A 25,671-nucleotide genomic window follows, 5' to 3' on the forward strand; every position below is an offset into this window, starting at 1 on the left:
ATGAAAATCGTAACGCTTGATGGCGGCACGCTGCCCGTCCCTCCTCCTCAACCTGACTGGTGCAGCGACTGGTGTTTTCGTGAGGAAACGCACGACAATGAGATTATTGAGGCGTTAAAGGGCGCAACGATTGCCATCACCAATAAAGTCCCGCTGCGTGCGGCGACTCTGGCACAGCTTCCTGACCTGCGCTATATCTGCGTCACCGCCACGGGCTTTGATTGCATTGATATTCCGGCGTGTCGGGAACGTGGAATCGTCGTGAGTAATATCCCCGGCTATTCAACGCAAAGCGTTTCAGAATGCGTGATTGCCTTTATTTTTGCGTTGCGTCGCCAGATAGTGGAATACGCGACGCTCACGCGTGAAGTATGGCCTGCGTCTTCTCATTTTTGTTTTCACCGTTCACCGATTCAGGATATTGCGGGGGCAACATTAGGCATTGTGGGAAAAGGAGACATTGGTATCGCCTTGGGCAGGCTGGCACAGGCGCTCGGCATGAAGGTGTGCTTTGCCGAACGCAGGGGCAGCACCAGGGTGCGTGAGGGCTATGTAAGTTTTGACGAGATGCTGGCCGCAAGCGATGTGATTTCGCTGCATTGTCCCCTGAGCGAACAAACCCGGCATCTGATTAACAGTGAAACCCTGAATAAGATGCAAACCCATGCGCTGTTGATCAACACAGCGCGTGGCGGTCTGATTCATGAAGCTGATTTGGCGGAGGCATTGCAACAGGGCACGATAGCCGGAGCGGCACTGGATGTGCTGAGCAGTGAGCCGCCGCCAGCCGATCATCCTCTGCTTCAGGCCGATGTGCCGAATCTGCTTGTCACGCCGCATATTGCCTGGGCAAGCAAAAGTGGTATGCAAAATTTGTTGCAAGGCATCATGGTCAATCTGGCTGGCTTTGAGCAAAACCGGCCTGTAAATGTTGTCAGCTGAGTCAGAATATTGAGCGGCCCAGCCTGTCAGTCAGGCACTCCAGCGCGGCAGTGCCTGCCAGCGAGTTGCCTGCACTGTCCAGCCCGGGTGACCATACCGCTATACTCATTTCGCCCGGGACCAGGGCAATAATACCGCCACCAACGCCCGATTTTGCGGGCATGCCGACGCGCCAGGCAAATTCACCCGCCCCATCGTACATGCCACTGGTGATCATCAAGGCATTGATTTGCCGGGCCTGACGGGAGGTGATGAGCACCGAGCCGTCAAGCGTTTTTCCCTGGTTTGCCAGGTAAATAAAACTGCGGGCCAGTTCAATACAGTTCATGGACAATGAGCAGTAGTGAAAGTAGGTCTGCATCACGTTGGTCACGTCGTTGTCAAAATTGCCAAATGACTTCATTAACCAGGCGATAGCCGCGTTGCGGGCTGAGTGTTCAAACTCTGAACGCGCGACATGACGATCGTACTGAATATCAGGTTGCTGGCTCAGTTGACGGATAATCTCAAGCATACGCTGGCGCGGTGCTGTAAGACGCGTTTCAAGCAAATCACAGATCACCAGCGCGCCGGCGTTAATAAAAGGATTACGCGGTTTTCCCTGCTCAAGTTCAAGCTGAACCAGTGAATTGAACGGCTGACCTGAGGGCTCTTTACCCACGCGTTGCCAGATCTCCGCATCCTCATAGCGCGTCAGTGCAACAGTTAAGGAGAGGACTTTAGAAATCGACTGGATGGAAAAGCGCGTTTCAGCATCACCCGCCTGAAAGACTGTGCCGTCACGCAGACAGACGGCAATACCTAAATGATCGGCAGCGACGTCGGCCAGTGCCGGAATATAATCGGCTACCTTACCGCGATGAATTAAGGGACGAACCTGTTCAAGAACCTTTTCCAGCAAGGCATTACTCAGCGTGGTCACACGTTTCACTCCAGAATAAGTGATGATGGCGCAGGATGATGAGCGCCCTTCAGGCGCAAATCAATGGTTTATGGATAAAATTGCCGTGCACATCCTGAAATCATGTTCTTCGCGGGTGGCGAGTGGCAGAACAGCAGACGTAGTAAAATCCAGAGATAAATAAAAGCGAGGAATAATGCTGCAAATACGCTAACCTCTCGATTTAATTTGGGTGGTCAGTTTTCAGCAGGATATTTGAGGTCAGGCATGCGCGCTTCTGTTTCAAACCGACACGGGATTTTTCGGCCTCGTCGGCTCCGTCTGTTGCAATATATTATACGTCGAGACAAAACACCGGCCGCGTTGCTGCTGATGGCCGCGCTGGTGGGTGTGCTGACTGGCCTGACCGCGGTGGCGTTTGATAAAGCCGTTGGCTGGGTGATTCATTCGCGGATCAACTGGCTGAGCCAGCATGAAAATAATGTCTTTCTTCTTGGCTGCTACGCTTTTATTTTTTCCGCCGTGCTGGCCGCGACAGGCTATTTTCTTGTCAGGCGCTTTGCGCCGGAAGCAGGCGGTTCGGGCATTCCTGAAATCGAAGGTGCGCTGGAAGAACTGAGGCCGGTGCGCTGGTGGCGCGTGTTGCCGGTTAAATTCTTTGGCGGACTTGGCGCAATTGGTTCTGGCATGGTGCTGGGTCGTGAAGGCCCGACGGTTCAGATTGGTGGTAACATCGGGCGTATGTGCCTCGATATCTTTCGCATGCGCTCCTCTGAATCCCGCCACACTATTTTGGCTACCGGGGCCGCATCAGGTCTGGCCGCAGCCTTTAATGCACCGCTGGCGGGCATTCTGTTTATCATTGAAGAAATGCGTCTGCAGTTCCGCTTTAGCCTTATCTCCATTAAAGCGGTGTTTGTAGGCGTCAGTACCTCAAGCATCGTTTTTCTTGCGCTGAACGGTAATCAGCCCATTATCAATATCGGTCAGTTAAAAGATGCTCCGATCCAGACGCTCTGGTTATATTTACTGCTGGGGATTTTATTTGGCGGTTGTGGCGTCGCTTTTAATCGCCTGATATTTACCCTTCAGGATCTGTTTCAAAGGCTGCATCAGGGACGGACATCACGCTGGGTCCTGGGTGGGGCGTTATTGGGCGGCTTATGTGGCTTACTGGGGCTGATATTGCCCCAGGGCGTAACCGGCGGGATTACGCTCATCCCCGACTTTACCGCAGGAAACTATACGTCGATTGCCTTACTGTCCTTATTTTTATTGCGGGCGGTCGTCACGCTACTGTGTTTTGCCTCTGGCGCCCCAGGGGGCATTTTCGCCCCCATGCTGACGCTGGGCACCTTACTGGGTACCTGCGTGGGGCAACTGTGCGTTAACCTCTTCCCAGCCTATCATCTTGAAGCCGCGACGTTTGCCGTAGCAGGCATGGGCGCCTTGTTTGCCGCTTCTGTTCGGGCACCGCTCACCGGAATTATTCTGGTACTGGAGATGACCAACAATTATCAGTTGATCCTGCCGATGATTATTACCTGTCTCGGTGCGACACTCTCTGCACAGTATTTCGGCGGTACACCGCTGTATTCAACGATACTGGCACGTACGCTGGCAAAACAACAACCTCAGGAGGAGGGGGCAACGGCGCGGTAAAAGCATCCCGATTACGGCAGGCAGGGCGCGCGCCATCTGTAAAATGATGGCGTCCGTATGTAAAGCAGACTGCGCGGAACAGGTGCGATATCACGCAGGCTTGTGCAGGGAAACGTCTGGCAGAGAGAAAAGCGATCAGGAAAAGCCAGCCGGCACGGGCAGGAGAAAGGCCTTAAAACAACGCGAACATAAGGGCGACGGGGAAACTCATCGGCCAGGTTGCACCCACCAGAAAGGCACTCAGTAATTTAATGCTGAGTTTGTCGCGGGCGATAAAAAACGTAATGAGCGCGGCAACAAAAGCAACCACGCCGTAGAAAACCAACATGTGTTGATAAAGTGTCATTTGAGCCCTTATCCCTGATTCATGATTTGTTACGATCATGCGGTTTTTTGTGACTTAGATCAAGTATCAGACCTTTTGTGTAAATAAAAAAACAATGCCTTTCTAAGAAGGTAAACCGTAGAGCAGCCAAGGTGAGCTGGCGATTTCATGCTGAAATCGTCGAAAGTTCAGGCGATTATGTAACAGCATGCTCGCGCTTACCGTAAGCCTTCAGGCTGACGACAGCCCTCGCTTTCATAGCCCCTCATGCGTCTGCACAGCCAGGCTTTGCGACATATACTGTTTACGGCAACGTGCCTCACGCTTACCCCCTCTTAATACGGTTTCGCACAGGAGTACCCGGTGAATAAACTGATTTCTCTGCTATTAATTTGTTTGAGTCCTGCGGCATTGGCTTTGACGCTGCAGTCAAAAGATTTTAGTGATAATGGCGTGCTGGATAAGAAGTTCGCGGGCGCAGATAAAAGTAAACCAGCCTGTACCGGGCAGAATGTTTCTCCTGAACTCAACTGGTCCGAAACACCGGCGGGCACAAAAAGCTTTGCCTTGCTGATGACCGATCCTGTTGGCGCAAAAGGGCTCGGGGTTACGCATATGGTGGCGTACAACATTGCCGCTGAACGCAGCGCATTTGCTCAGGGCGAACTGACGCAGGGGAAAGGCTATACCGGCGGTAAGAATTCACCGGGTACGGCGCACTATTATGGTCCTTGTCCCCCTGTGGGATCTGGGCTTCATCACTACAACTTTGTGCTTATTGCCACAGACCTGCCGCCGTCTGCGCTCAAAGCCGGTTTAACGCATGATCAACTGCTGAGTAAACTTAAAGGGCATGCGCTGGCTGCTGCAAGCACCGTCGCCCGTTTCGGCAATGACTAACGTGCTATGCGATCAAAAAAACACCCTGCATGTGCAGGGTGTTTTTCGTGAGTTTGCTTTATTTCGCGTCGGCTGGTGAGGGTGGCACTGGTTCTGCGCTTTTATCCAGTTTTCTAATCAGGCTATGCGCTTCAGCTTCAGTTGCCACAGCGGGGGATGAACCGCTTAACGGCTTACGGGCGGTTTCCCTGACCGTCAGAATCGTCAGTAATCCAATCACACCCGCCACCATCATATAGTACGCTGGCATCATGGTATTCTGCGTGGTATCGACCAGCCATGCTGTCAGTAACGGGGTTGTCCCGCCAAACAACGATACAGACAGATTAAAGCCGATGGCGAGCGCACTGTAACGAATATCCGTGGTAAACAGTGCCGGTAATGTCGAGGGCATTGTGCCGCTGAAGCAGGTATGGAGCACGCCCAGAATCAACAGTCCCGCAAAGACGGCCCACATATTATGTGTCCCGATCAACATAAAGCAGGGGATTGAGAGCAAAATCAGCCCTACCGCACCGAAACCAATCACCGGGCGGCGCCCAATGCGATCGGTCCAGCGGCCCCACATCAGCGTGAGCGGCATCATCACAAACATGACAACCATGACCAGTAACAGACCGCTCAGTTCAGGTAAACCCAGCACGCCGGTCAGATAGCTGGGCATATACGACGTCAGCATATAGTTCGACACGTTAAATAACAGGACCAGGCCGATACATTTCATCATCGGGACACGATGCTTACTTAGCATCTTAAACAGGCTCAGGCGCGGTTTGCTTTGCTCCAGTTCCTCCTGTTTTTGCATATGCTGTTTGAAGGCCGGCGTTTCTTCCAGTTTCAGACGCACATACAGGCCGAACAAGCCCAACGGTGCGGCGATAAAAAAGGGCACGCGCCAGCCCCACGACATCATCGCCTCGGACGAGATTACCGAAGTCATGACCGTCACCAGACACGCGCCCAGCAGGTAACCGCCAAGCGTTCCAAACTCCAGGAAGCTGCCCATGAAACCGCGACGTTTGTCTGTTGAATATTCTGCGATGAAGGTGGCTGCACCGCCATATTCACCGCCCGTTGAGAACCCCTGCACCAGGCGGGCGACCAACAAGAGGATAGGGGCCATGATCCCGATAGAGGCATAAGAAGGGATAATGCCGATACAAAATGTGCCAATCGACATCATGATCATCGTTATCGCCAACACCTTCTGGCGTCCAATCCGATCGCCAAGTGGACCAAATACCATCCCACCCAGTGGACGCACTAAAAAGGCGGCCGCAAAAGTACCAAAGGTGGCGATAAGCTGAATCGCGTTATTGGCATCGGGAAAGAAAACCTTACCGATGATCACCGCCAGATAGCTGTAAACCCCGAAGTCGAACCACTCCATGGCATTGCCTAATGCCGCGGCCCCTACTGCCCGCTTCAGCATGTCATTATCAATAACGGTAATATCATCAACAGTGAGTTTTTTTGGCCTTTTATTCCAGAAATGCTTTTTTGGCCTGGTTGACGATGAATGGTTAGTATCCATATTTTCCTCATACGACTTAAATGGGACGACCTATAGCTTTCGCAGCCAGTCAGCGAGGTTAACGGAAGAGAAGGAAGTGAAAGCTATAAGAGGCCAGTAACTTTAATGATAGAGCGTTCTTAACCGCAGCGTAGAAACATAGTCGATGAATGTCATTTTTTGCAAGTCTCTGGGAAAAAAGACTGTCTTATAAGTGAGATAGCAGAAAATGAGTTTTTACTTTTATTTACATTTTGCCATGTTTTCGAAAAGGCACTGAGAGTGACCCGGGAGCCCGTTAAAAGTGGTGCGCGAAGACTCTCTGCCAGCCAGGGCTGGCAGAGAAGGGCACATCAGGCAGGCTTCGCCTCGGGCGTCCGGCCCGAGAACCACCACAACATCAAGGCTACCAGGGCAATGCAGCCTAATGCGCTGAAGGCAATACTGTAAGAGTAACGGGCCACAATCAGGCCTGTCATGGCCGGGCTCATGGACGCCCCAACGCCTTGCATCAGCATTACCACACTCTGGCCAGCGTTCACGTGCCCACTGCCGCGCAACAGCGACACGATATAGCCCGGCACGGCGACGCCCAGTATCCCGGCCGCAATACCGTCCAGGATTTGTACGGGAACCACGAAAAAGGTCTCCGGAAATTCTGCTGCAATAACCGCGCGCAGCGGCATCATTAACAGTGCGGTCATGATTAAACGGCGATAGCCAATCTGATCGACACGTTTAGAGACAAAGATCGCGACAGGGATCATCACTAACTGGGAAATTACGACCGTTGCGGCAGCATACAGGCCGGGATCCACCGTATCAGGTCCGGTTGAGGAGGCCACACGCATGCTCAGCATGGGCAACAGCGCAGCGTTAGCCAGATGGAACAGCAGCAGCGTCAATCCGGCCACCAGCAACGCCGGTTTGCGCGCCAGTATCCACAGGCTGAGCGTAGGTTTATCCGACGATTTATCGTCCAGGCCGCGCGCCACATCATGGTCAATATCGTCTGCACGAATAGCCAGGGTGGCGATAGCCGCAAATACCGCCATGACCATCATCAGGATGAACACCGCACCCAGCCCCCATTTCCAGGCGGCAAAACCTGCAAGGACAGCCGCCAGCGTATTACCCGCATGGTTATAGGCTTCGTTGCGTCCCATCTGACGGTTGAACCCTTTTTGCCCGGTCAGGCCCAGCGTTATACCTGCCACCGTCGGACCGATGAAGGCGGCAGCGATGCCCGCGACGATTTGCGAAATAATCGCCGTCCATGACTGATTGCTGTACCAGAGCAGTAAGGTAGCGACCGTGATCACGACACAACCCGCCAGGATAATAAAGCGTTTGTAACGTGTGGCGTCGGCAACCACACCCGCCGGTAACGTTGAGAGCAGTCCGGCGATACCGCCTGAGGTCATCACCAGGCCTATTTCATCTGGGCTCCAGTGGCGTTCTGTCAAAAAAATGCCTAAAAAGGGCCCAAGGCCGTCTCTGACGTCGGCCAGAAAAAAACTCATCAGGCACAGCGCCTGAAGTGACCGTTGTGACATGTGCTTTTCCCTGTAGCTGATAAGAAGGTGTGGGTAACGACCACATTTCAATGCGTAACGCAATGCATCATGGCAGTAAAAATACTCAGTAACATAACGTTAAAGTTACAAAATGAAAAAATTCACGTTTTGTGTAATTTAGTCTAATGACTAGCTGACTGTGTGAGGGGCACTGAGGCTGCCAGCGGTCAGGCTTTATGCCATAGCGTGCCATCCCCTTATTGATGCGGCACTGTCTTCATCGTTGCCACTGGGGAGGCCTGCGTAGGGAGCAGTGTTGGGTCGTGCAGAATTTCACAATTTTTATCCAGAAGCGATTCGACGGATGCCCGGTTCCCTTTATCCCAGCCTCGTCGCGTCACCAGCAGGATAAAGCCGTTTTTTCCTGAAAACGTGGCAGGAACAACGGCAATCCCGTATTCCGCCAACTGAGGCGGAGACAGATGAAAATCGCGGGCAACGGATGCAACAGGATAAATGCCCATCACACTGGGCTGCAGGACGCGTCGCGCATAATAAGTGTGCGTTAACAATTTGTCTGGCAGGGGATGCCAGTCATCCTGAATATAAGGGCGTTCAGCCTGTAACTGGCGATAGACATCTTCCCGCAGGCAGGTGAGATGAATATGCAGTTGATTCTGGCTGCGCCCCCAGGCGGAATTGACAGCCATGCCCAGCCTGTCTTCCGGCACCGTTCCGCCATACGCCGCCATTACGCGATAACGCATCAGCCACGCATAACCGAAATAGTCTGTGCGGGTCGTATACGACAATAAGGGGCTTTCGATACCAGATAACAAAAGTGTGGGCACCAGAATAAAATGATACGGATAACGTGGATTTTGAATAACGCTGAAGCCCTGCTGTTCCCCTTTTGCAAGATAGACTTGCTGGCAGGGGGCAGCATAGCCAGTGTACGCGTAGTTCACCCTGCAAACGTCGTTCGTCACCATCCACAACGCATCCTGGCGCGCACAGCCTGACAGCGCAAAAGCTATCCCTGCCAGAATACTCAGGCGGCACAGAAGGGGCAGGAGAGGCATCAGACTGCCGCCGGTGTTAACGTGCCGCGTGGCGCCGTACTATGTGCATAATCCGAAGTGTTCGCGCTCTGAAATGCCATACCTTATTTGTCCTTACAGGCTTATCCGTTCCACCGGCTACACAATAAATTAGCGACACGCCACAATAAAGGCCACAGCGTGTGTGACAGAAGATCATCCCGCGCGTGTTTCTGCGCTGGCCGTGCCGAACGCCCGTCGGCCGCAGAGGTGAGATCTTTAATCACTTAGCGAATCACCAGCTGTGTCAGTGCGGATAACAAGGCATCTACCTTCGGCAGCAGTTGCTTACGGCGTGGCCAGATGACGCTCAGGGCCAGACCATCAGGCTGTAATTGTGGCAGGATAATCTCCAGTTCGCCTTTAGCTACGGCACTGTTTACCAGCCAGGAGGGCATTTGCGCTATGCCAAGTCCAGCTATGACCGCCTGGAGTTGCGCATCTACATCACCCAATGCCATCCGAAACGGCATATCTCGCCACTGGACATGTCCTTCTTCACGGGGGAATAACCAGGGTTTGGGCGTGTTATCCGCGCGTTCGTAAAGAATGGCCCGATGTTGCATCAGCGCCTGTTCGTCCTGTGGCCGGCCTTCGCGATCCAGCCAGGCTGGCGATGCACAAAACACCATTCTCTCTCGTCCCAGGTAGCGACTGCCCATTGAGGCTGGTAAATCGGCGGATCCGCCAATCCTGACCGCGACATCAATACCTTCGTCGAAGAGATCAATAAAACGATCTGAAAAGCTCACTCTGAGCTCAAGCTCGGGATGCTGCTGGCAAAACGGAATCAGCAACGGCATCACATTCAGGCGACCATACGTATGCGGCACAGCGAGTCGCAGGCGTCCTGACGGAATAATACGTTGTGCTGCCAGAACTGACTCAGCTTCAGCAAGCTCCTCCATGATGCGTATGCAGGTTTGGTAATAGGCGTTACCGGCATCGGTGAGCTGCAGCCTGCGTGTTGTGCGCTCCAGCAGGCGCGAGCCCAGCCGCGCTTCCAGCCGACTGACGCTTTTACTCACGGCGGAGCCGGTGACATGCAGACGTGCTGCCGCAGCAGTAAAACTGCCGCTTTCAACACTGGCAACAAAGGGAACAATATCCTTAAGACGTTGATCGTGCATGATTGATGAACTCAGGTTGAGAATGCTGTGAATAATTACCAATAATAGGAATTAAATTCTCTATTACGCTTAGCATTACGCAAAACGAGGAGAATTAACATGCAAAAACAGGCTTTGATTGTCGGAATCAGCGGGGTTATCGGGCGAGCGCTGGCTGAAAGGTTAATGAAAGACGGATGGCAGGTCAGCGGATTATCCCGCGGTCGCGGCGCTGTTCCGCAAGGCTGCCACAGTCTGACGGCCGATTTGACCGATCCCGATGCGGTGCGCGCTACCCTGAAAGATACGAAACCCGATGCGGTATTCTTCAGCGTGTGGGCGCGTCAGGACAGCGAAAAAGAGAATATCCGCGTCAATGGCGGGATGATCCGTAATGTTATTGAGGCACTCGGCGAGCGCTTACAGGGGGCGCATGTTGCCCTTGTCACCGGGCTGAAGCACTATCTGGGGCCGTTCGAGGCTTACGGTAAAGGTGAGGTGCCGGTTACGCCTTTCCGTGAAGAACAAGGTCGTCAGCCCGTTGATAACTTTTATTACGCGCAGGAAGATGAGGTTTTTGCAGGCGCTGACAAGTACGGTTACCGCTGGAGTGTCCATCGTCCCCATACCATCATTGGCTATGCGCTCGGCAATGCCATGAACATGGGGCAGACGCTGGCCGTTTACGCGACCTTGTGTAAAGAAAAAGGCTGGCCGTTTATCTTCCCGGGCTCACCTGAACAGTGGAACGGCGTTGTGGATATGACCGATGCGGATCTCCTGGCCGAACAACTTGAGTGGGCGGCAACCAGTCCAGACGCGGCCAATCAGGATTTTAACGCTGTCAATGGTGATGTGTTCCGCTGGAACTGGATGTGGCCGAAACTGGCTGAATATTTTGGTATTGAAGCCGCTGCTTATCCGGCAAAAATGATGCCGCTCGATGGCCGTATGCAGGACGCTGCCAGCGTATGGCAGGCCATTGCCGGGCGCGAAAACCTGCGTGAGAGCGACGTCACCCGACTGGCGTCATGGTGGCACACTGACGCCGATCTGGGCCGTCCAATGGAAGCCTTTACCGATATGAGTAAAAGCCGTAAAGCGGGGTTTACCGGCTACCGCAGCACGCTGGATTCATTCATCCAGCTGTTCGATAAGCTGAAGCAGGAAAAAATCATCCCGCAGTAACGGGATTCGGCCCTGTCAGCGCAAGGCCATCGCCGCTGCGCTAAGGGTTATACTTGTAGTCTGACTGACGTGAAATAAGGATCAGGACGATGGCAACGTGTTTTATCATTGGCGCGGCGGGAAAAGTGGGCACTCACCTGACGAAACAGCTCTGCGCCAGACAGCATGCGGTCTCGGCGCTGCACCGTAAACCGGAGCAGGCCGAAGCCATCACCGCTGTGGGCGCGACACCGATCATGGGCGATCTTCAAAAACTCAGTGTTGAGACGCTGGCGCAGAAAATGACCGGTCATGAGGTGGTGATTTTCAGCGCAGGGGCGGGTGGTGCTGGCATTGAACTCACCAATGCTATTGATGGTCAGGGTCTGGCGCTGGCGGTTGCTGCAGCAGAGAAGGCGGGGGTTAACCGTTTTTTGCTGGTGTCGGTTTTTCCGGATGCGGCGCGGGGCGAAAAAACGTCTGAAGGCTTCGAGAACTACATGCATGTGAAGCGGCTGGCGGATGTTCGCCTGGTGGAAAGTCAGCTTGACTGGGTAATCCTGCGTCCCGGGACGTTAACGGATACGGCGGGCAGTGGCACCGTACGAGCCGGTTACGCCATCCCATACGGAGCGGTTCCACGTGAAGACGTTGCCGCCACGCTGGTGGCGCTCGTTGAAACACCGCAACTGAATCACAAAATCATTGAACTGACCGCAGGTGATGAAAGCATCAGTCACGCTCTGCAACGTTTGCAGCGCTAAATAAACGGCCCCTGTCAGGGGGCCGTTTTCTGTTACTGCCAGCTTATTTTACACAGCGCGAGCAGTGTTCACGTTCGATATGCTGGAAAAAGTCATTTCCTTTGTCATCGACCAGAATGAAGGCCGGGAAATTTTCTACTTCGATTTTCCAGATTGCTTCCATTCCTAACTCAGCGTATTCCACACACTCCAGGCTCTTGATGCTCTGTTGCGCCAGAACCGCCGCGGGTCCGCCAATACTGCCCAGGTAAAACCCGCCGTGTTTATGACAGGCATCAGTAACCTGCTGGCTGCGGTTGCCTTTTGCCAGCATCACTTTGCTGCCGCCATTTGCCTGCAGAAGGTCAACATAGGAATCCATACGTCCTGCTGTTGTCGGGCCCAGTGAACCCGATGCATAGCCTTCAGGCGTTTTTGCCGGTCCGGCATAGTATACCGGGTGATCCTTGATGTACTGCGGCAGGCCTTCGCCGTTATCAATACGTTCTTTCAATTTCGCATGCGCAATATCGCGGGCCACGATAATGGTGCCGGTCAGGGACAGACGGGTGGACACCGGATACTCAGAAAGCTGTGCAAGAATCTCATTCATTGGGCGATTCAGGTCAATATGCACCACCTCGCCCTCACCCTGTTTGCGCAGCGCTTCAGGAATATAGCGTCCAGGATTGGCTTCCAGCTTCTCAATCCAGATACCGTCGCGGTTGATTTTGGCTTTTATATTGCGGTCAGCGGAGCAGGAGACGCCCATACCGACGGGGCAGGATGCGCCGTGGCGTGGCAGACGGATAACGCGTATATCGTGGGCGAAATATTTTCCGCCAAACTGTGCGCCCAGCCCTAACTGCTGTGCGGCTTCCAGTAATTCCTGTTCCAGCTGAACATCGCGGAATGCTTGGCCATGCTCGTTGCCTTCTGTTGGCAAGCCATCGTAGTAGTGCGTTGACGCCAGCTTCACGGTTTTCAGCGTGCTTTCAGCGGAGGTACCGCCAATGACAAAGGCGATATGGTAAGGCGGACAGGCTGCGGTGCCCAGGGTGCGCATTTTATCGACAAGATAATTCTTCAGCTTACCCGGGCTGAGCAGAGCTTTGGTTTCCTGGTACAGATAGGTTTTGTTGGCTGAACCGCCCCCTTTGGCGATGCAGAGAAACTTGTACTCGTCACCATCCACGCTGTAGAGATCGATCTGGGCGGGCAGGTTAGTCCCGGTGTTGACCTCTTTATACATGTCCAGCGCCGCGTTCTGTGAGTAACGCAGATTGTCTTCGATATAGGTATTGTAGATCCCCTTTGACAGGGCGGCCTCATCACCTCCACCTGTCCACACGCGCTGACCTTTTTTCCCCATAATGATGGCTGTACCGGTGTCCTGGCAGGTTGGCAGTACACCTTTGGCCGCGATTTCTGAATTGCGCAGGAACTGGAGTGCCACATATTTGTCGTTATCGCTGGCTTCAGGATCATCAAGAATAGAGGCCACCTGCTGCTGGTGGGCCGGGCGCAACATAAAGGAAGCATCATGAAAAGCCTGTTGCGCGAGTAAGGTTAACGCCTGAGGTTCTACTTTCAGCACCTCCTGCCCGTCAAATTCAGCAACGGAAACATAGTCAGGGCTGAGCAGGTAGTATTCGGTATCCTCGTGGGTAAGAGGGAAGGGGTTCTGATAATAAAAAGGTTTGTTCGACATGGTATCTCACTTAATGACGTGCTGGCTCCTTTTGAGACAGGCTGACAGGAGCAACATCACAGGCGAATTCGTTGTTTATTATGCTTGCCAGCCGTAAGCGCAGGCTGGCAAGTAGTGGCATGTTATCGTATGACGCGCTGGATTGCACAGGGCGCGGTCAGAACATCCACACCATCCAGGGATAAGCAATCAGCATCATTGCAATCAGGAAGATAGCGCCGAAGATAGTTCCCAGTCGCCAGTAATCCTTAGTAGGTAAGTAGCCGCTGCCGTAATAAATAGGGCTCGGACCTGTACCGTAAGGTGTGATGATGCCCATCACGCCCAGAGAGGTACACAGCATCAGACAGAACACGGGCATATTGATGCCAGGAATCGAGGCGGCAATCGTCAACATGGCAGGCAGTAACGCCGTTGTGTGCGCGGTGGTACTGGCGAACAGGTAATGCAGCAGGAAAAAGGCAATTAACAACACGACCGCCGAGATCTGTGGATCATAGCCTTGCAGTAATATTCCTCCTTCTTTACCCAGCCAGGCGATAAAGCCCACTCTGGCCAGACCGTCAGCCAGGGCTACCAGCGTGGCAAACCAGGCAAAAGTGTTCCAGGCCGCTTTGTTGCTGGTGATATCATTCCAGTTAAGCACACCAGTCCACAGCATCAGGATGATGACTAACAGTGCCGCCATGGCCGGTTCGATCCAGGCAGTAGCAAAAATCCACATCAACAGCGCACAGACCACAAACACCAGTAACAGGATTTCATTGCGGGTCAGTTTACCTAGTTTTTCAAGCTCTGCCATCGCCCAGCGTGGCACCTCATCATTCACTTTGACTTCAGGTGGATAGAACCAGTAAGCCAGCAGCGGCATGGTCAGAATCAGCAGCAGACCTAAAGGAATAAAGGCAAGAAACCACATTCCCCAGGAAATATCGAAGCCAATGACGCTTTTGACTAAAGCAAGGGCTAACAGATTCGGCGCCAGTGCAGACAGGAACATGGAGCTGGTAATACAGGCCGCCGTGATGGCAACCCACATTAAGTAGGATCCGATTTTGCGCGCGCTGGGATCGTTGGGTTTAGATCCATACAGCGGTGGCAGGTTGGCGATAATCGGGTAGATGGTACCGCCACTGCGCGCGGTGTTAGACGGAGTAAAGGGTGCTAACAGCAGGTCAGCAAAAGTGATGGCATAACCTAATGTTAAGCTGCGGCGGCCCAGATATTTCACCAGAATCAGGGCCAGACGACGACCAAACTGCGTTTTATCGTAGCCAGCAGCAAACATGAATGCGCCAAAGATCAGCCACACGGTTGAATTACCAAAGCCGCTGACGGCCCATTTAAAGGACTCCGTTGCGAGTTTAAATGTCGGATTGGCCAGTTCTGTCGGACTAAACAGCAAAAACTGACTGAAGAGGGCGATGACTACGACGCCTGTCAGACCAATTACGGCACCGGGCAGCGGCTCAAAAATCAAGCCTACAATCACCCCAACAAAGATGGCGAAGAAATGCCATGCATAAGGTTCAAGACCGGACGGTACGGGGACGAGTAATAAAAGCACTGCGACGATGACAGGCAGGGCTAGCATCAGTGCTTTATTTTTTTTGCCCGCAGCTGCAGGGGCTGCTTTAGGGGGCTCTTTCATGTTTGAGAGTGTTTTCATAGTGTTTTTCTACGAGTTAAGGATAATACGATTAACGCCCCGGCGAATTCTTCAAGACATTTTATTTATTCTACATTATAAGAATAACCCGTGGTGTTTTATATTCTTTTAACGTTTCTACTCGTGCGATGCAGAAAATTTAAGAAACCATGTGAATATGATGCAACTTCTGAGAAATAAAATTTTGATCTGGATCAAATAAGTTAAATTGTATTTTTTATGTTTTAACAAATTAAACAATAATCAATGAGGAACAGGTGAGTAAGATAGCATCGAATACTTTTTGCAACCACATCAGGAAGAAAAAACACAGAACGTTAATTTTAAATTATTGTTTTTAGTGTGTTTATTTTACTGCTGTTTCACTATTTCTTTTTGGTAACTATTGATTAACAATAACCATACATCACGAAATCACTCCAATAAAACAAAAAGTCTAAAGATATTTAAAAGTTAAATAATTAAAATTATATCTTATGAAACTAAATTAACTGATATATTAGAGGCATGACATCGGACCACTTAAATTAAATTAAAAACGTCCAGAAAGAATTCCCGGCTTTTGATATTTTGGAGTTAATCGCAATGAATACACTCACCCCAATTCTTAATCCCCTCACCTTGCCGCGTGGTGCAGTTTTAAAAAATCGTCTGATCATGGCACCAATGACAACCTGTACCGGATTTTATGATGGTACGGTGACCAGCGAGTTGGTTGAATATTACCGTGCACGTGCGGGCAGTATCGGAACAGTGATTGTTGAGTGCTGCTTTATCGATCCAAAAGGCCCGGCTTTTCCGGGTGCGATCGCCATCGACAGCGACAACAAAATACCCGGCTTAAAACGCATCGCTGACGCCATCAAGGAAAAAGGATCCACCGCGATTCTTCAAATCTATCACGGCGGACGCATGGTTGAGCCTGAACTGATTGGCGGTAAAACCCCTGTCGCGCCCAGCGCAATTGCGGCACCCCGTGAAGGGGCAACGACGCCCCGCGCCTTAACGGCAGAAGAAGTGGATACAATGATCACCAAATTTGGTGATGCCGTTAACCGCGCCATCAAAGCGGGTTTCGATGGCGTAGAAATCCATGGCGCTAACACCTATCTTATTCAGCAATTCTACTCACCTAACTCAAATCAGCGTGAAGACAAATGGGGCGGCAGTCGTGATAACCGCGCCCGCTTCCCGCTGGAAGTGCTGGATATCACGCATAAGATGGCCGAGCGCTTTGCGCATAGCTCGTTCATCATCGGTTATCGTTTTTCGCCTGAAGAACTCGAAGTGCCCGGCATCCACTTTGACGACACAATGTACTTACTGGAGAAACTTGCAGCACGGGGCCTGGATTATGTGCACTTCTCTGTCGGGCAGTTGATGCGCCCATCCATCGTGGATACCACCGATCCTACACCGCTTATTGAGAAGTTTATTGCCATGCGGTCAGAAACCCTGGCGAAGGTCCCGGTAATAGGTGTCGGCGGCGTGGTTAACAAAGAGGATGCAGAAAAGGCACTGGAAAAAGGCTATGACCTGGTCGCCGTCGGTAAAGCCTGCATCGCTTATCCAGACTGGACTGACCGCATCATCAATAACGAGCACCTTGAACTCTATATCGACAGCAACAAACGTGAAGCTTTACTCATCCCCGAGCCTCTGTGGCGTTTCTCACTGGTTGACGCCATGATTCGTGACATGAGCGAAACCGGTCGTAAATACAAAGCGGGCGTTTATCAGGAGAAAGTTGAGGCTGAAGCGCTGAAGCTGAAAATCAACGTTACGCTGGATACCGATCGTATTACCGATATTTCCCTGGTTTTTGATGACACGCTGGATGTGGACTTCACCACCACGTTTGAAAGTCTGCGTAATCGTATTCTGGTGGCAAACAGCCCACATGTTGACGCGATTACCGGTGCGACGACACAGAGTGAAGCGCTGAAAAAAGCGGTCTCACGCGCAATGACCACATCGAACAAAGCACACGTCATTGAAGAGGGCGGCAATCCCAACGCGCCACAGCAGTATGACGTTGTGGTTGTTGGCAGTGGTGGTGCAGGGCTGGCCGCCGCCATTCAGGCCCACGATGAAGGCGCTAAAGTGGTGGTCATTGAGAAGATGCCGACCATTGGCGGCAACACCATCAAAGCCTCTGTCGGGATGAACGCCGCAGAAACGCGTTTTCAGAAGCTGAAAGGGATTCAGGACAGCAAGGAGCTGTTTTATGAAGAAACCCTCAAAGGCGGTAAATTTAAAAATAATCCCGCGCTGTTGCGTGAGTTTGTTGACTTAGCGCCGGAAGCCATCGACTGGCTGGCAGATCACGGCATTGAGCTTAACGATATCACTATCACAGGCGGTATGAGTATCGACCGTACGCATCGCCCTGCAGACCGCTCCGCTGTCGGCGGCTTCCTGATTAGTGGTCTGGTGAAAAATATCAACAGCCGTAATATCGACGTGCTGCTTGAAACCGCAGTTGAAGAGATCCTGTTTGAAAACGGCGCGGTCAGCGGCGTGAAGGTGGTGGATGAATACAATGACAGCCGTATTCTGAACGCAAAAAGCGTGATTGTGGCGACAGGCGGTTTCAGTGCTAACCGGGAAATGGTGGTGAAATATCGCCCGGAACTGGATGGTTTTGTCACCACCAACCATAAAGGCGCTACCGGTGCAGGCATCGCAATGCTGCAAAAAATTGGGGCGGATACAGTCGATATGGGCGAGATTCAGATTCACCCGACCGTCGAGCAGACGACATCTTACCTGGTCTCAGAATCAATTCGCGGTGGCGGGGCGATCCTGGTCAGCCAGGCAGGCCAGCGCTTCTACAACGAAATGGAAACTCGCGATAAAGTTTCGGCACAGATTATTGCGCTGCCAGAAAAAAGTGCCTGGATTATCTTTGACGAGCAGGTCCGTATGAACAACAAGGCCGCTGATGAATATATTGCGAAAGGCTTTGTGATCAGCGCCCCGAGCGTAGCGGAGCTGGCGGTTAAGCTGAATATGGAACACCGTACGCTGGAAGAGACACTGCAACGCTACAACGGTTTTGTGATTAAACAGAAAGACGAGGATTTTGGCCGTCAAACCGCGCTGCGTCATCCGTTAAGCGAAGGGCCTTTCTATGCCATTCGCATCGCGCCCGGCGTCCATCACACAATGGGCGGCGTGACTATCAACACGGCGACTGCAGTACTGGACACCAATAAGCAGGTTATTAACGGTGCCTGGGCTTGTGGTGAGGTCGTCGGTGGTATCCACGGTGCAAACCGTATCGGTGGAAACGCGGTTGCCGATATCATCATCTTTGGTATTCTTGCTGGCGCAAACGCAGCGGCTTTTGCCAAACGCTAAGTCGTGATATCCGGCATCCGTATAACATCGGATGCCGGTTCTTCTTTCTCACCGAGTCCTGTCGCTTATGCAAACTGATTCGCACGTGTACGCCTATTCCGCCGTCCTGATGGGCTCGCCCATTCTGCTTAAGCTGTATGAGCATAATGAGGCGCTGGCAGGTCAGGTTTTTCGCTTGATCAAACAGTATGAGAATGTGCTTACCGTCAATCGCGAGCACTCCGAAGTGATGGCGATTAATCATGCGGCCGGTCAGCATCCCGTCAGCGTCAGCCAGCCCGTGTTTAGGTTAATCGAGCGTGCACTTGCGGTCAGCCTGCTGCCTGAAAGTAGTTTTAATCTGGCCATCGGACCGCTGGTCAAATGCTGGAAGATCGGCTTTCAGGGGAAAAGCGTGCCGGCGCGGGCAGAGATACAGGCAAAACTCGCTTTAACCCATCCTGAGAACATTGAACTTGATGCGGCGAACCGTTCGGTCTTTCTGAAGCAAGCGGGCATGGAGATTGATCTGGGTGCGATTGCCAAGGGCTATATTGCCGATCGGGTGCAGGCATTTTTACATGAGCAGGGTGTGGACAGCGCGCTCATCAATCTTGGCGGCAATGTGCAAACGCTCGGCGCGCCGCCTGATGCACCGCAGGAAGGCTGGGCAATTGGTTTAAAAAAACCCTTTGCCGCTTCGGACGCGCTGCTTGGGGTGATTAACGTAACGAATAAATCCGTAGTGACTTCCGGGATTTACGAACGTTACTTTGAACAGGAAGGGGTCTGCTACCACCATATCCTGGACAGGCATACCGGCTATCCGCTGGATAACGCGCTACTCAGCGTAACCATCGTTTCAGATCACTCAATTGATGGGGATATTTTTACCACGCTGATCTATGGCATGGGCATTGAAAAGGGGAGCGACTATCTGAAAGCCTATCCCGGCATAGAGGCTATCTTCGTGACGCGCGACAAACGCATCATCTGCTCGTCACAACGTCACTTTGATTTTACATTGCTGGATCACAGCTTCCGCTACATCACTGGCAGTACTGACGTAAAAGTGCGTGATACTCAGGCTGGAGACGGTAACGATAAACCGGACGACCTGTCACACCGTAATGAATGCTCGTAAATAAAATATTGCTTTGTGCCAGCCAAATCAGGTATTTGCGGCAAGATACACGAGAAATATTGACCTCCGTTGCCAGCTCATCGGTGGAAAATTCCGTTCCGGGATGCGCATCAATCCACAGGCAAAGCGTACGCAGTGTTTGCGGTGTCAGTCCTTTAGGCAGACGTTTTGTCTCGTTGGCGTTCGCCGGGTTGCCGTGCAGCAACTGGTCGACATCAGATTGTTGATAAAACTGATGATTATCCATGAGCAGTTTTTTTTGTCGCCAGCCGGTCAATGCTTCTTCAAAGCGCGAAAACTGAAACGGTTTAATCAGGTAATCCACAACACCATAATTCAGCGAGGTTTTGATGGTTGCCGCATCCGCTGCTGACGAGATGATAATCACGTCAATCGGACGACCGGCGCTGCGCAGCTCCGGCAGCAAATCCAGTCCGTTTTCCTGCTGCATATAGATATCCAGCAAAATAAGATCAACGGCCGGATCGGTCTGCAACAGGCGTTCTTTGGCTTGCAGTAACGTGGACGCAGTGCCACAACAGGTAAAACCGTCTATCTGACCGATGTAGCATCGGTTCAGCTCGGCCACCATGGCATCATCGTCTACAACTAACACATTGATCATTCGTTAATATTTCCTCTTTCCCACGGAAGCTGTACTAAAAACTGCGTGTACACGCCTGGCTCGGATTCGACGCTGACGTTACCGCCCAGACTTTCCGTTTGTTGCTTGAGTAAAAACAGTCCAACGCCACGATCTTCACCTTTGGTGGAAACGCCACGTTCGAAAATGGTTGCCAGTTGATCGGCAGGAATGCCGGGACCATCGTCGCTGACCTCACATGACAACCAGCCGTTTTGGTAGTGCAGCATGACGTGAATTTCACCGTCCATATCCGGGTCAAGCGCCTCAAGGGCGTTTTCGATCAGGTTACCCAGCACCGTTATTAATGCGGCAATTTGCTGTTCACTGCCGCTGTCTGGCAGGTAGCTGGCTTCGCTCAGGATTAGCTGATGGCCTTCATCCGTCACACGATTAATTTTGCTTAACAGGAAACCCGCAATGACCGGTGATTTAATCTTCTGCAACAGCGAACCGATTTCGGTCTGGTAGTTATTGGCCGTTTTAAGGATGTACTCTTCCATCTGCGCATAGTTTTTCATGTGCAGCAGCCCAAGAATCACGTGCAGTTTGTTCATGAATTCATGGGAACGTTCACGCAGCGCATCCACATAGTTTACCATGCCGTCGAGACGCTGCATTAGCTGACTGATCTCTGTCTTGTCCCTGAAGGTGCTCACTGCGCCAATGATACTGCTGCGACTACGCACGGGTACGGTGTTGCTGATCAGTATTTTGCCGCGCACATTAAGTTCTTCATCATATGCGGCTTTGCCTTCATGCAACGCATCACGCAGATGGGTCAGCATTTGCGCATTTTCCGGTACGCGATCGCCACTCAGAAAGGCTTCACGCGTTGTCTCTTTCAATAATTGTGACGCTGCCTGATTGATCAGGCTGACGCGGGACTGATCGTCGACGGCAATGACGCCTTCCTTAATCGAATCCAGGATAGCCTGACGCTCTTCAAACAAACTGGAGATTTCGTACGGCTCTAACCCCAGCAAAATGTGCTTCAGGCGTTTTACTAAAATGAAAATGCCCAGCATGCCGACCAACGCGCCTAATAATACCGTCCAGAAGATATTCCAGCGGCTTTTTGTGACTTGTGCGGCAACGTCATTCACTGAGATGCCAATAGCCACAACGCCGATTTGCTGGTGTCTGGCATTAAACACGGGTGTAAACACTCGGAGTGCTTCGACCAGAACGCCATGATTAACCGCAACGTTCTCATGACCCTGTAAAGCAGGGTTAATATCCTCACCGACAAAATGTTGGTTAACCACATCAGGATTCGGATGCGAAAACCGAATACCGCGCATATCTGTTACCACGACAAACAGCAAATCATTACGTTTACGCGTTGCCTGGGCGATAGGCTGAATGATTTTGCTGCCATTAGGCTGGGTCAGCGCCTGCTGGATTTCCGGGCTGTCAGCCAGCGTTCGCGCCACGGCCAGGGCCTTATCTTTCACATGCGCACGTGTGAAGTTATCAATCTGCACATAGTAAAGCAGATGTACGCTTAACAAGACGGTCATCAACACAGCAGCCATCATCAGAGACGAGAGCGTGCTGAGTTTCATGGGGCGTTTTTTAGACGAACGGTGGGGCCGGGAGTCATTCATAGTGAGTATCAGCAATAGTAAGGTTCGCGATGCAACATACGCGAAGTCGTACCACCAGTACAGTTTCATGGCCAGCGATCATCTGTTTAAAAAAACTCACCACACAGGCAGGACTGATTCAGGTCAATGCTGCTACCCAAAAGTAAAGCTATCGTGCGTCATTGCGCGTGTTTTCCGTGCTTATCCCCCAGAGGCATCTTATTGCCACAATGAAATGTCAGCTTGTTATTCTGGAGTCAGGGTTGATGAAGAAGAAGAACGGCACGCTAATGCCTCACGATGCAACGTTTCGACAATTTCTCTCGCAGCCCGAGATTGCACGTGACTTTATGGAATTGCATCTTCCCGCCGAATTACGCGCTATTTGTGATCTGAATACATTGAAACTGGAATCCGGCTCTTTTGTGGAAGACGACCTTCGCCAGTATTTCAGTGATGTTCTCTACAGTCTGAAAACGACACGAGACGAGGAGGGCTATATCCATGTACTGATCGAACATCAGTCCTCCCCGGATAAACTGATGGCTTTCAGATTACTGCGGTACGCGGTGGCGGCCATGCAACGTCACCTTGAAGCCGGCCACAAAAGTCTGCCGCTGGTGATTCCTGTCCTCTTCTATACCGGGAAACGTAGTCCCTATCCCTACTCGACCCGTTGGCTCGATGCATTCAGCGATCCCGTACTGGCTGCCCGACTCTATGCCGAACCCTTCCCGCTGGTGGATGTCACCGTGATTCCTGATGAAGAAATTGCGGGTCATCGCAGTATGGCCGCGCTGACACTGCTCCAGAAGCATATCCATCAGCGTGATTTTGCGGAGCTGATGGATACGCTTGTCCCGGTATTGCTGGCAGGCTATCTTTCTTCATCACAAGTCATATCATTGATACACTACATTGTGCAGACAGGGGAAACTTCGGATGCCGAAGCCCTGGTCAGAGAACTGGCACAACGTGTGCCGCAACATGGAGACGAACTAATGACCATCGCGCAGCAGCTCGAACAAAAAGGCATCGAAAAGGGCATGGAGAAAGGTATCGAAAAGGGCATTCAGTTGGGACGTGAAGCGGGTCGTTCTGAAGGGGAACGTGAAGCTACCCTGAAAATTGCCCGTACTATGCTGCAAAACGGCCTGGATAACGAGACGGTAATGAAAATGACGGGTCTTAATGCGGATGATCTGGCGCAGATCCGTCACTGAGAATCCCCTTGACCGGTCAGTGATAAAGAGCCGCTTTTATCACCATTGAGAGACTCACTATCCGTAATATCTTATCTGGAACGGCGCGCTTTCCTCTTTGTGTTTTAGCCTTCCTGCGACTAAAAGCTGTCGCATCATTTCTCATCACCGCGCGCTGAAAATATTTGCCTTAGGGCATTGTATATTGCAAAACGCCCCTTTATTGTGTGGTTAAAATATATCGATAATGAAGTTAACCTTTTGTAACTAAATTAATCGAAATAATGAAGCTTTTAATTTTTTAACTATTTTCACATTAACTACGCAATAACAATATTTTAAACTTTCGGGACTTTTTTTAACTACTTCTCCACGTTAATTGTAGATTCCGAATGATTAAATCAACTAAATTCGTACCTGCACTTTCGCTTGCAGCGTTACTCGTTTCTTCAGTCACCCATGCTGAAAATTCACCAGAAAAAACAGACGTTCTGCTGATCGGCGGCGGTATCATGAGTGCTTCTCTGGGCACCCTGCTGGAAGAGCTACAACCGGGCTGGAAACAGATCATGGTTGAGAAGCTTGATGGTGTGGCACTTGAATCCTCGAATGGCTGGAATAATGCCGGTACCGGCCACTCCGCCAATATGGAACTGAACTACACGCCTGAGCGTGCTGATGGTTCTATTGACGTGACCAAAGCGCTGGAAATTAACGAAGCCTTTATGATCTCCCGCCAGTTCTGGAGTTCTCAGGTGAAAGACGGCGTGTTAAATAACCCGCGTTCATTTATCAACTCTACGCCGCATATGAGTTTTGTATGGGGCGATAATGTGGATTATCTGACTAAGCGCTACGCGGCATTGCAGAAAACCGTCCTGTTCCAGGGTATGCAGTTCTCTACCGATCACAAACAGATTGCGCAGTGGGCACCTCTGGTGATGGAAGGTCGCGACCCTCAACAAAAAGTGGCGGCAACCTGGACGCCTGTCGGGACCGACGTTAACTACGGTGAAATTACCCGTCAGTTGATTGGTAGCCTGAAGAAACATGATAATTTCCGTCTGGAAACGTCTTCTGAAGTCACTGACTTCAAACGTAACAGCGATAACTCCTGGCACGTGACCATCAAAGATGCCAAAAATGGCGGCGAACGCACGGTAGACGCAAAATATGTGTTCATCGGCGCGGGCGGCGGTGCGCTGAAGTTACTGCAAAAAACCGGCATTCCCGAAGCGGATAATTATGCAGGTTTCCCGGTTGGCGGCTCATTCCTGGTCACCAAAAACCCGCAGATTGCTGAGCGTCATTTAGCCAAAGTTTACGGTCAGGCTTCTGTGGGTGCGCCACCGATGTCCGTTCCACATCTTGATACACGCTACTTCGATGGCAAACGTGTCGTGTTGTTTGGACCTTTTGCCACGTTCTCAACCAAGTTCCTGAAAAACGGTTCGCTGTTTGACTTGCTGAGCTCGACGACGACTCACAACTTTATGCCAATGACCCATGTGGGCCTGGATAACTTCGATCTGGTGAAATACCTGATTGGTCAGGTCATGTTGAGCGATGATGACCGCTTTGCTGCGCTGAGAGAATACTATCCTGATGCGAAGAAAGAAGACTGGACGCTGATCCAGGCCGGTCAACGTGTACAGATCATCAAGAAAGATGCAGAGAAAGGTGGCGTGCTGAAACTCGGTACAGAAATCGTGACCGATCAGCAGAAAACCGTTGCTGCACTGCTGGGCGCATCGCCAGGCGCATCAACCGCTGCACCTATTGCGATTAACGTTATGCAGAAACTGTTCCCGGAGCAATTCAAGTCTGCGGAATGGCAGGAAAAAATCCGTAAAATTGTTCCTGCTTACGGTCAGAAACTGAACGACAATCCTGCACTGACACAGCAGGTGTGGGATGAAACGGCTGCAACGCTGCAGCTGACGAAGCCACCGGTTATTAACATGGGCACTAAGCCTGCTGAAGCTCCCGCGGCGAAAAGTGATAAAACACCTGAACCAGCGAAGCACGATATGGCGCTGTAATGCCATAATCTGAAAAAGCCCGCGTCAGTGATGACGCGGGCTTTTTTACGTCTGAAGCATGCGCGCAATCTTCATCAGGTTTTATCACGGCGCCAACTGGACCACGGATCTTCATCGGATGACGGTGCGGAATCCAGTTGCGCGTCATCCCGTGAAGCCAGGTACAGGGCTTCCACTTCAGCACGCGCCCAGGGCGTCCGGCGAAGAAACTTCAGGCTGGACTTCACACTGGGATCGTTTTTAAAACAGTTAATATTGATACGCTTGCTCAGTTCAGCCCAGCCATATCGTGCCACCAGGCTGTTGACCTGCATTTCAAGTGTAATACCGTGCAGGGGATCGTTAGAGACGTGAGCGGTCATAGTCTTTCCGGTAAATGCTGTAAAAGTCTTATCCTGCAGCACGATGCTGCGTGGCGCAAGTCAGTTCAGTCAGGGGCGCTGTGGGGCG

At 51.6% G+C, this 25,671-nt stretch carries 20 protein-coding genes; 9 read left to right on the forward strand and 11 right to left on the reverse strand.

The annotated features are described in order from the left end of the window. Window positions 1-942 carry a D-2-hydroxyacid dehydrogenase gene (locus tag C1N58_RS20660; protein ID WP_394564931.1) on the forward strand — a complete coding sequence of 314 codons (942 nt, stop codon included), beginning with the start codon at window positions 1-3 and terminating at the stop codon, window positions 940-942. Between the two features lies 1 nt (window position 943). On the opposite strand, the gene glsB is transcribed toward C1N58_RS20660, so the two are convergent. Further along, on the reverse strand, window positions 944-1,864 hold the full coding sequence (glsB, locus tag C1N58_RS20665) for a glutaminase B (protein ID WP_394564932.1): 921 nt from the start codon (window positions 1,862-1,864) through the stop codon (window positions 944-946). A gap of 246 nt (window positions 1,865-2,110) precedes the next feature. Between glsB and clcA the strand changes: the two genes are divergently transcribed. Continuing rightward, window positions 2,111-3,505, forward strand: coding sequence for a H(+)/Cl(-) exchange transporter ClcA (clcA, locus tag C1N58_RS20670; protein ID WP_394551268.1), 1,395 nt, complete (start codon window positions 2,111-2,113; stop codon window positions 3,503-3,505). Window positions 3,506-3,677: 172 nt separating this feature from the next. On the opposite strand, the gene C1N58_RS20675 is transcribed toward clcA, so the two are convergent. Then, window positions 3,678-3,851 (reverse strand): GhoT/OrtT family toxin, encoded by a 174-nt coding sequence (locus C1N58_RS20675; protein ID WP_006122059.1) that lies wholly within the window; start codon window positions 3,849-3,851, stop codon window positions 3,678-3,680. Between the two features lie 342 nt (window positions 3,852-4,193). Here C1N58_RS20675 and C1N58_RS20680 point away from each other — a divergent pair, with 342 nt between their 5' ends. Further along, a complete protein-coding gene (locus C1N58_RS20680) occupies window positions 4,194-4,730 on the forward strand; it encodes a YbhB/YbcL family Raf kinase inhibitor-like protein (protein WP_054687876.1) in 537 nt (178 codons plus the stop codon). 58 nt (window positions 4,731-4,788) lie between these two features. On the opposite strand, the gene proP is transcribed toward C1N58_RS20680, so the two are convergent. The 4 genes from proP to C1N58_RS20700 all read right to left on the reverse strand — a co-directional run bounded on the left by proP (window position 4,789) and on the right by C1N58_RS20700 (window position 9,990). Then, on the reverse strand, window positions 4,789-6,264 hold the full coding sequence (gene proP, locus C1N58_RS20685) for a glycine betaine/L-proline transporter ProP (protein WP_054687877.1): 1,476 nt from the start codon (window positions 6,262-6,264) through the stop codon (window positions 4,789-4,791). Window positions 6,265-6,596: 332 nt separating this feature from the next. Beyond that, on the reverse strand, window positions 6,597-7,799 hold the full coding sequence (locus C1N58_RS20690) for an MFS transporter (RefSeq protein WP_054687878.1): 1,203 nt from the start codon (window positions 7,797-7,799) through the stop codon (window positions 6,597-6,599). A gap of 218 nt (window positions 7,800-8,017) precedes the next feature. Then, window positions 8,018-8,842: a CDP-diacylglycerol diphosphatase gene (locus C1N58_RS20695; protein ID WP_282499120.1), complete on the reverse strand. Its 825-nt coding sequence runs from the start codon at window positions 8,840-8,842 to the stop codon at window positions 8,018-8,020. A gap of 245 nt (window positions 8,843-9,087) precedes the next feature. Beyond that, complete coding sequence (locus tag C1N58_RS20700) at window positions 9,088-9,990, reverse strand: LysR family transcriptional regulator (RefSeq protein ID WP_006122064.1); 903 nt, start codon at window positions 9,988-9,990, stop codon at window positions 9,088-9,090. A 99-nt stretch (window positions 9,991-10,089) separates the two neighbouring features. On the opposite strand from C1N58_RS20700, the gene C1N58_RS20705 reads away from it, so the two are divergent. Together C1N58_RS20705 and C1N58_RS20710 are read left to right on the forward strand one after the other, a co-directional pair. Then, complete coding sequence (locus tag C1N58_RS20705; RefSeq protein WP_054687880.1) at window positions 10,090-11,157, forward strand: SDR family oxidoreductase; 1,068 nt, start codon at window positions 10,090-10,092, stop codon at window positions 11,155-11,157. 89 nt (window positions 11,158-11,246) lie between these two features. After that, window positions 11,247-11,900, forward strand: coding sequence for an SDR family oxidoreductase (locus C1N58_RS20710; RefSeq protein WP_039339312.1), 654 nt, complete (start codon window positions 11,247-11,249; stop codon window positions 11,898-11,900). A 43-nt stretch (window positions 11,901-11,943) separates the two neighbouring features. On the opposite strand, the gene fumA is transcribed toward C1N58_RS20710, so the two are convergent. Then, a complete protein-coding gene (gene fumA, locus C1N58_RS20715; protein ID WP_006122067.1) occupies window positions 11,944-13,590 on the reverse strand; it encodes a class I fumarate hydratase FumA in 1,647 nt (548 codons plus the stop codon). 157 nt (window positions 13,591-13,747) lie between these two features. Beyond that, entirely contained in the window at window positions 13,748-15,259 is a 1,512-nt protein-coding gene (locus C1N58_RS20720) for a DASS family sodium-coupled anion symporter (protein WP_039339314.1), read from the reverse strand. Between the two features lie 585 nt (window positions 15,260-15,844). Here C1N58_RS20720 and C1N58_RS20725 point away from each other — a divergent pair. Both C1N58_RS20725 and C1N58_RS20730 read left to right on the forward strand, forming a co-directional pair. Next, window positions 15,845-18,622, forward strand: a complete 2,778-nt coding sequence (locus C1N58_RS20725; RefSeq protein ID WP_394564933.1) for a flavocytochrome c — start codon at window positions 15,845-15,847, stop codon at window positions 18,620-18,622. Between the two features lie 67 nt (window positions 18,623-18,689). Next, window positions 18,690-19,745: an FAD:protein FMN transferase gene (locus C1N58_RS20730; protein ID WP_006122070.1), complete on the forward strand. Its 1,056-nt coding sequence runs from the start codon at window positions 18,690-18,692 to the stop codon at window positions 19,743-19,745. Here the strand turns inward: C1N58_RS20730 and dcuR are convergent. Beyond that, window positions 19,651-20,370, reverse strand: a complete 720-nt coding sequence (gene dcuR / locus C1N58_RS20735; RefSeq protein WP_394551254.1) for a two-component system response regulator DcuR — start codon at window positions 20,368-20,370, stop codon at window positions 19,651-19,653. The genes C1N58_RS20730 and dcuR overlap by 95 nt on opposite strands. Continuing rightward, a complete protein-coding gene (locus C1N58_RS20740) occupies window positions 20,367-21,956 on the reverse strand; it encodes a sensor histidine kinase (RefSeq protein WP_394551252.1) in 1,590 nt (529 codons plus the stop codon). Before C1N58_RS20740 ends, dcuR begins: the two co-directional genes overlap by 4 nt. Before the next feature lie 287 nt (window positions 21,957-22,243). Here C1N58_RS20740 and C1N58_RS20745 point away from each other — a divergent pair, with 287 nt between their 5' ends. Both C1N58_RS20745 and mqo read left to right on the forward strand, forming a co-directional pair. Beyond that, on the forward strand, window positions 22,244-23,200 hold the full coding sequence (locus C1N58_RS20745; RefSeq protein WP_394551250.1) for an Rpn family recombination-promoting nuclease/putative transposase: 957 nt from the start codon (window positions 22,244-22,246) through the stop codon (window positions 23,198-23,200). Between the two features lie 371 nt (window positions 23,201-23,571). Then, window positions 23,572-25,221: a malate dehydrogenase (quinone) gene (mqo, locus tag C1N58_RS20750; protein ID WP_006122074.1), complete on the forward strand. Its 1,650-nt coding sequence runs from the start codon at window positions 23,572-23,574 to the stop codon at window positions 25,219-25,221. Window positions 25,222-25,295: 74 nt separating this feature from the next. Here the strand turns inward: mqo and C1N58_RS20755 are convergent, their stop codons facing one another. Then, complete coding sequence (locus C1N58_RS20755; protein ID WP_205951454.1) at window positions 25,296-25,583, reverse strand: VF530 family protein; 288 nt, start codon at window positions 25,581-25,583, stop codon at window positions 25,296-25,298. Window positions 25,584-25,671 lie beyond the last annotated feature (88 nt).

It is taken from the genome of Pantoea sp. SGAir0180, from assembly GCF_043546245.1.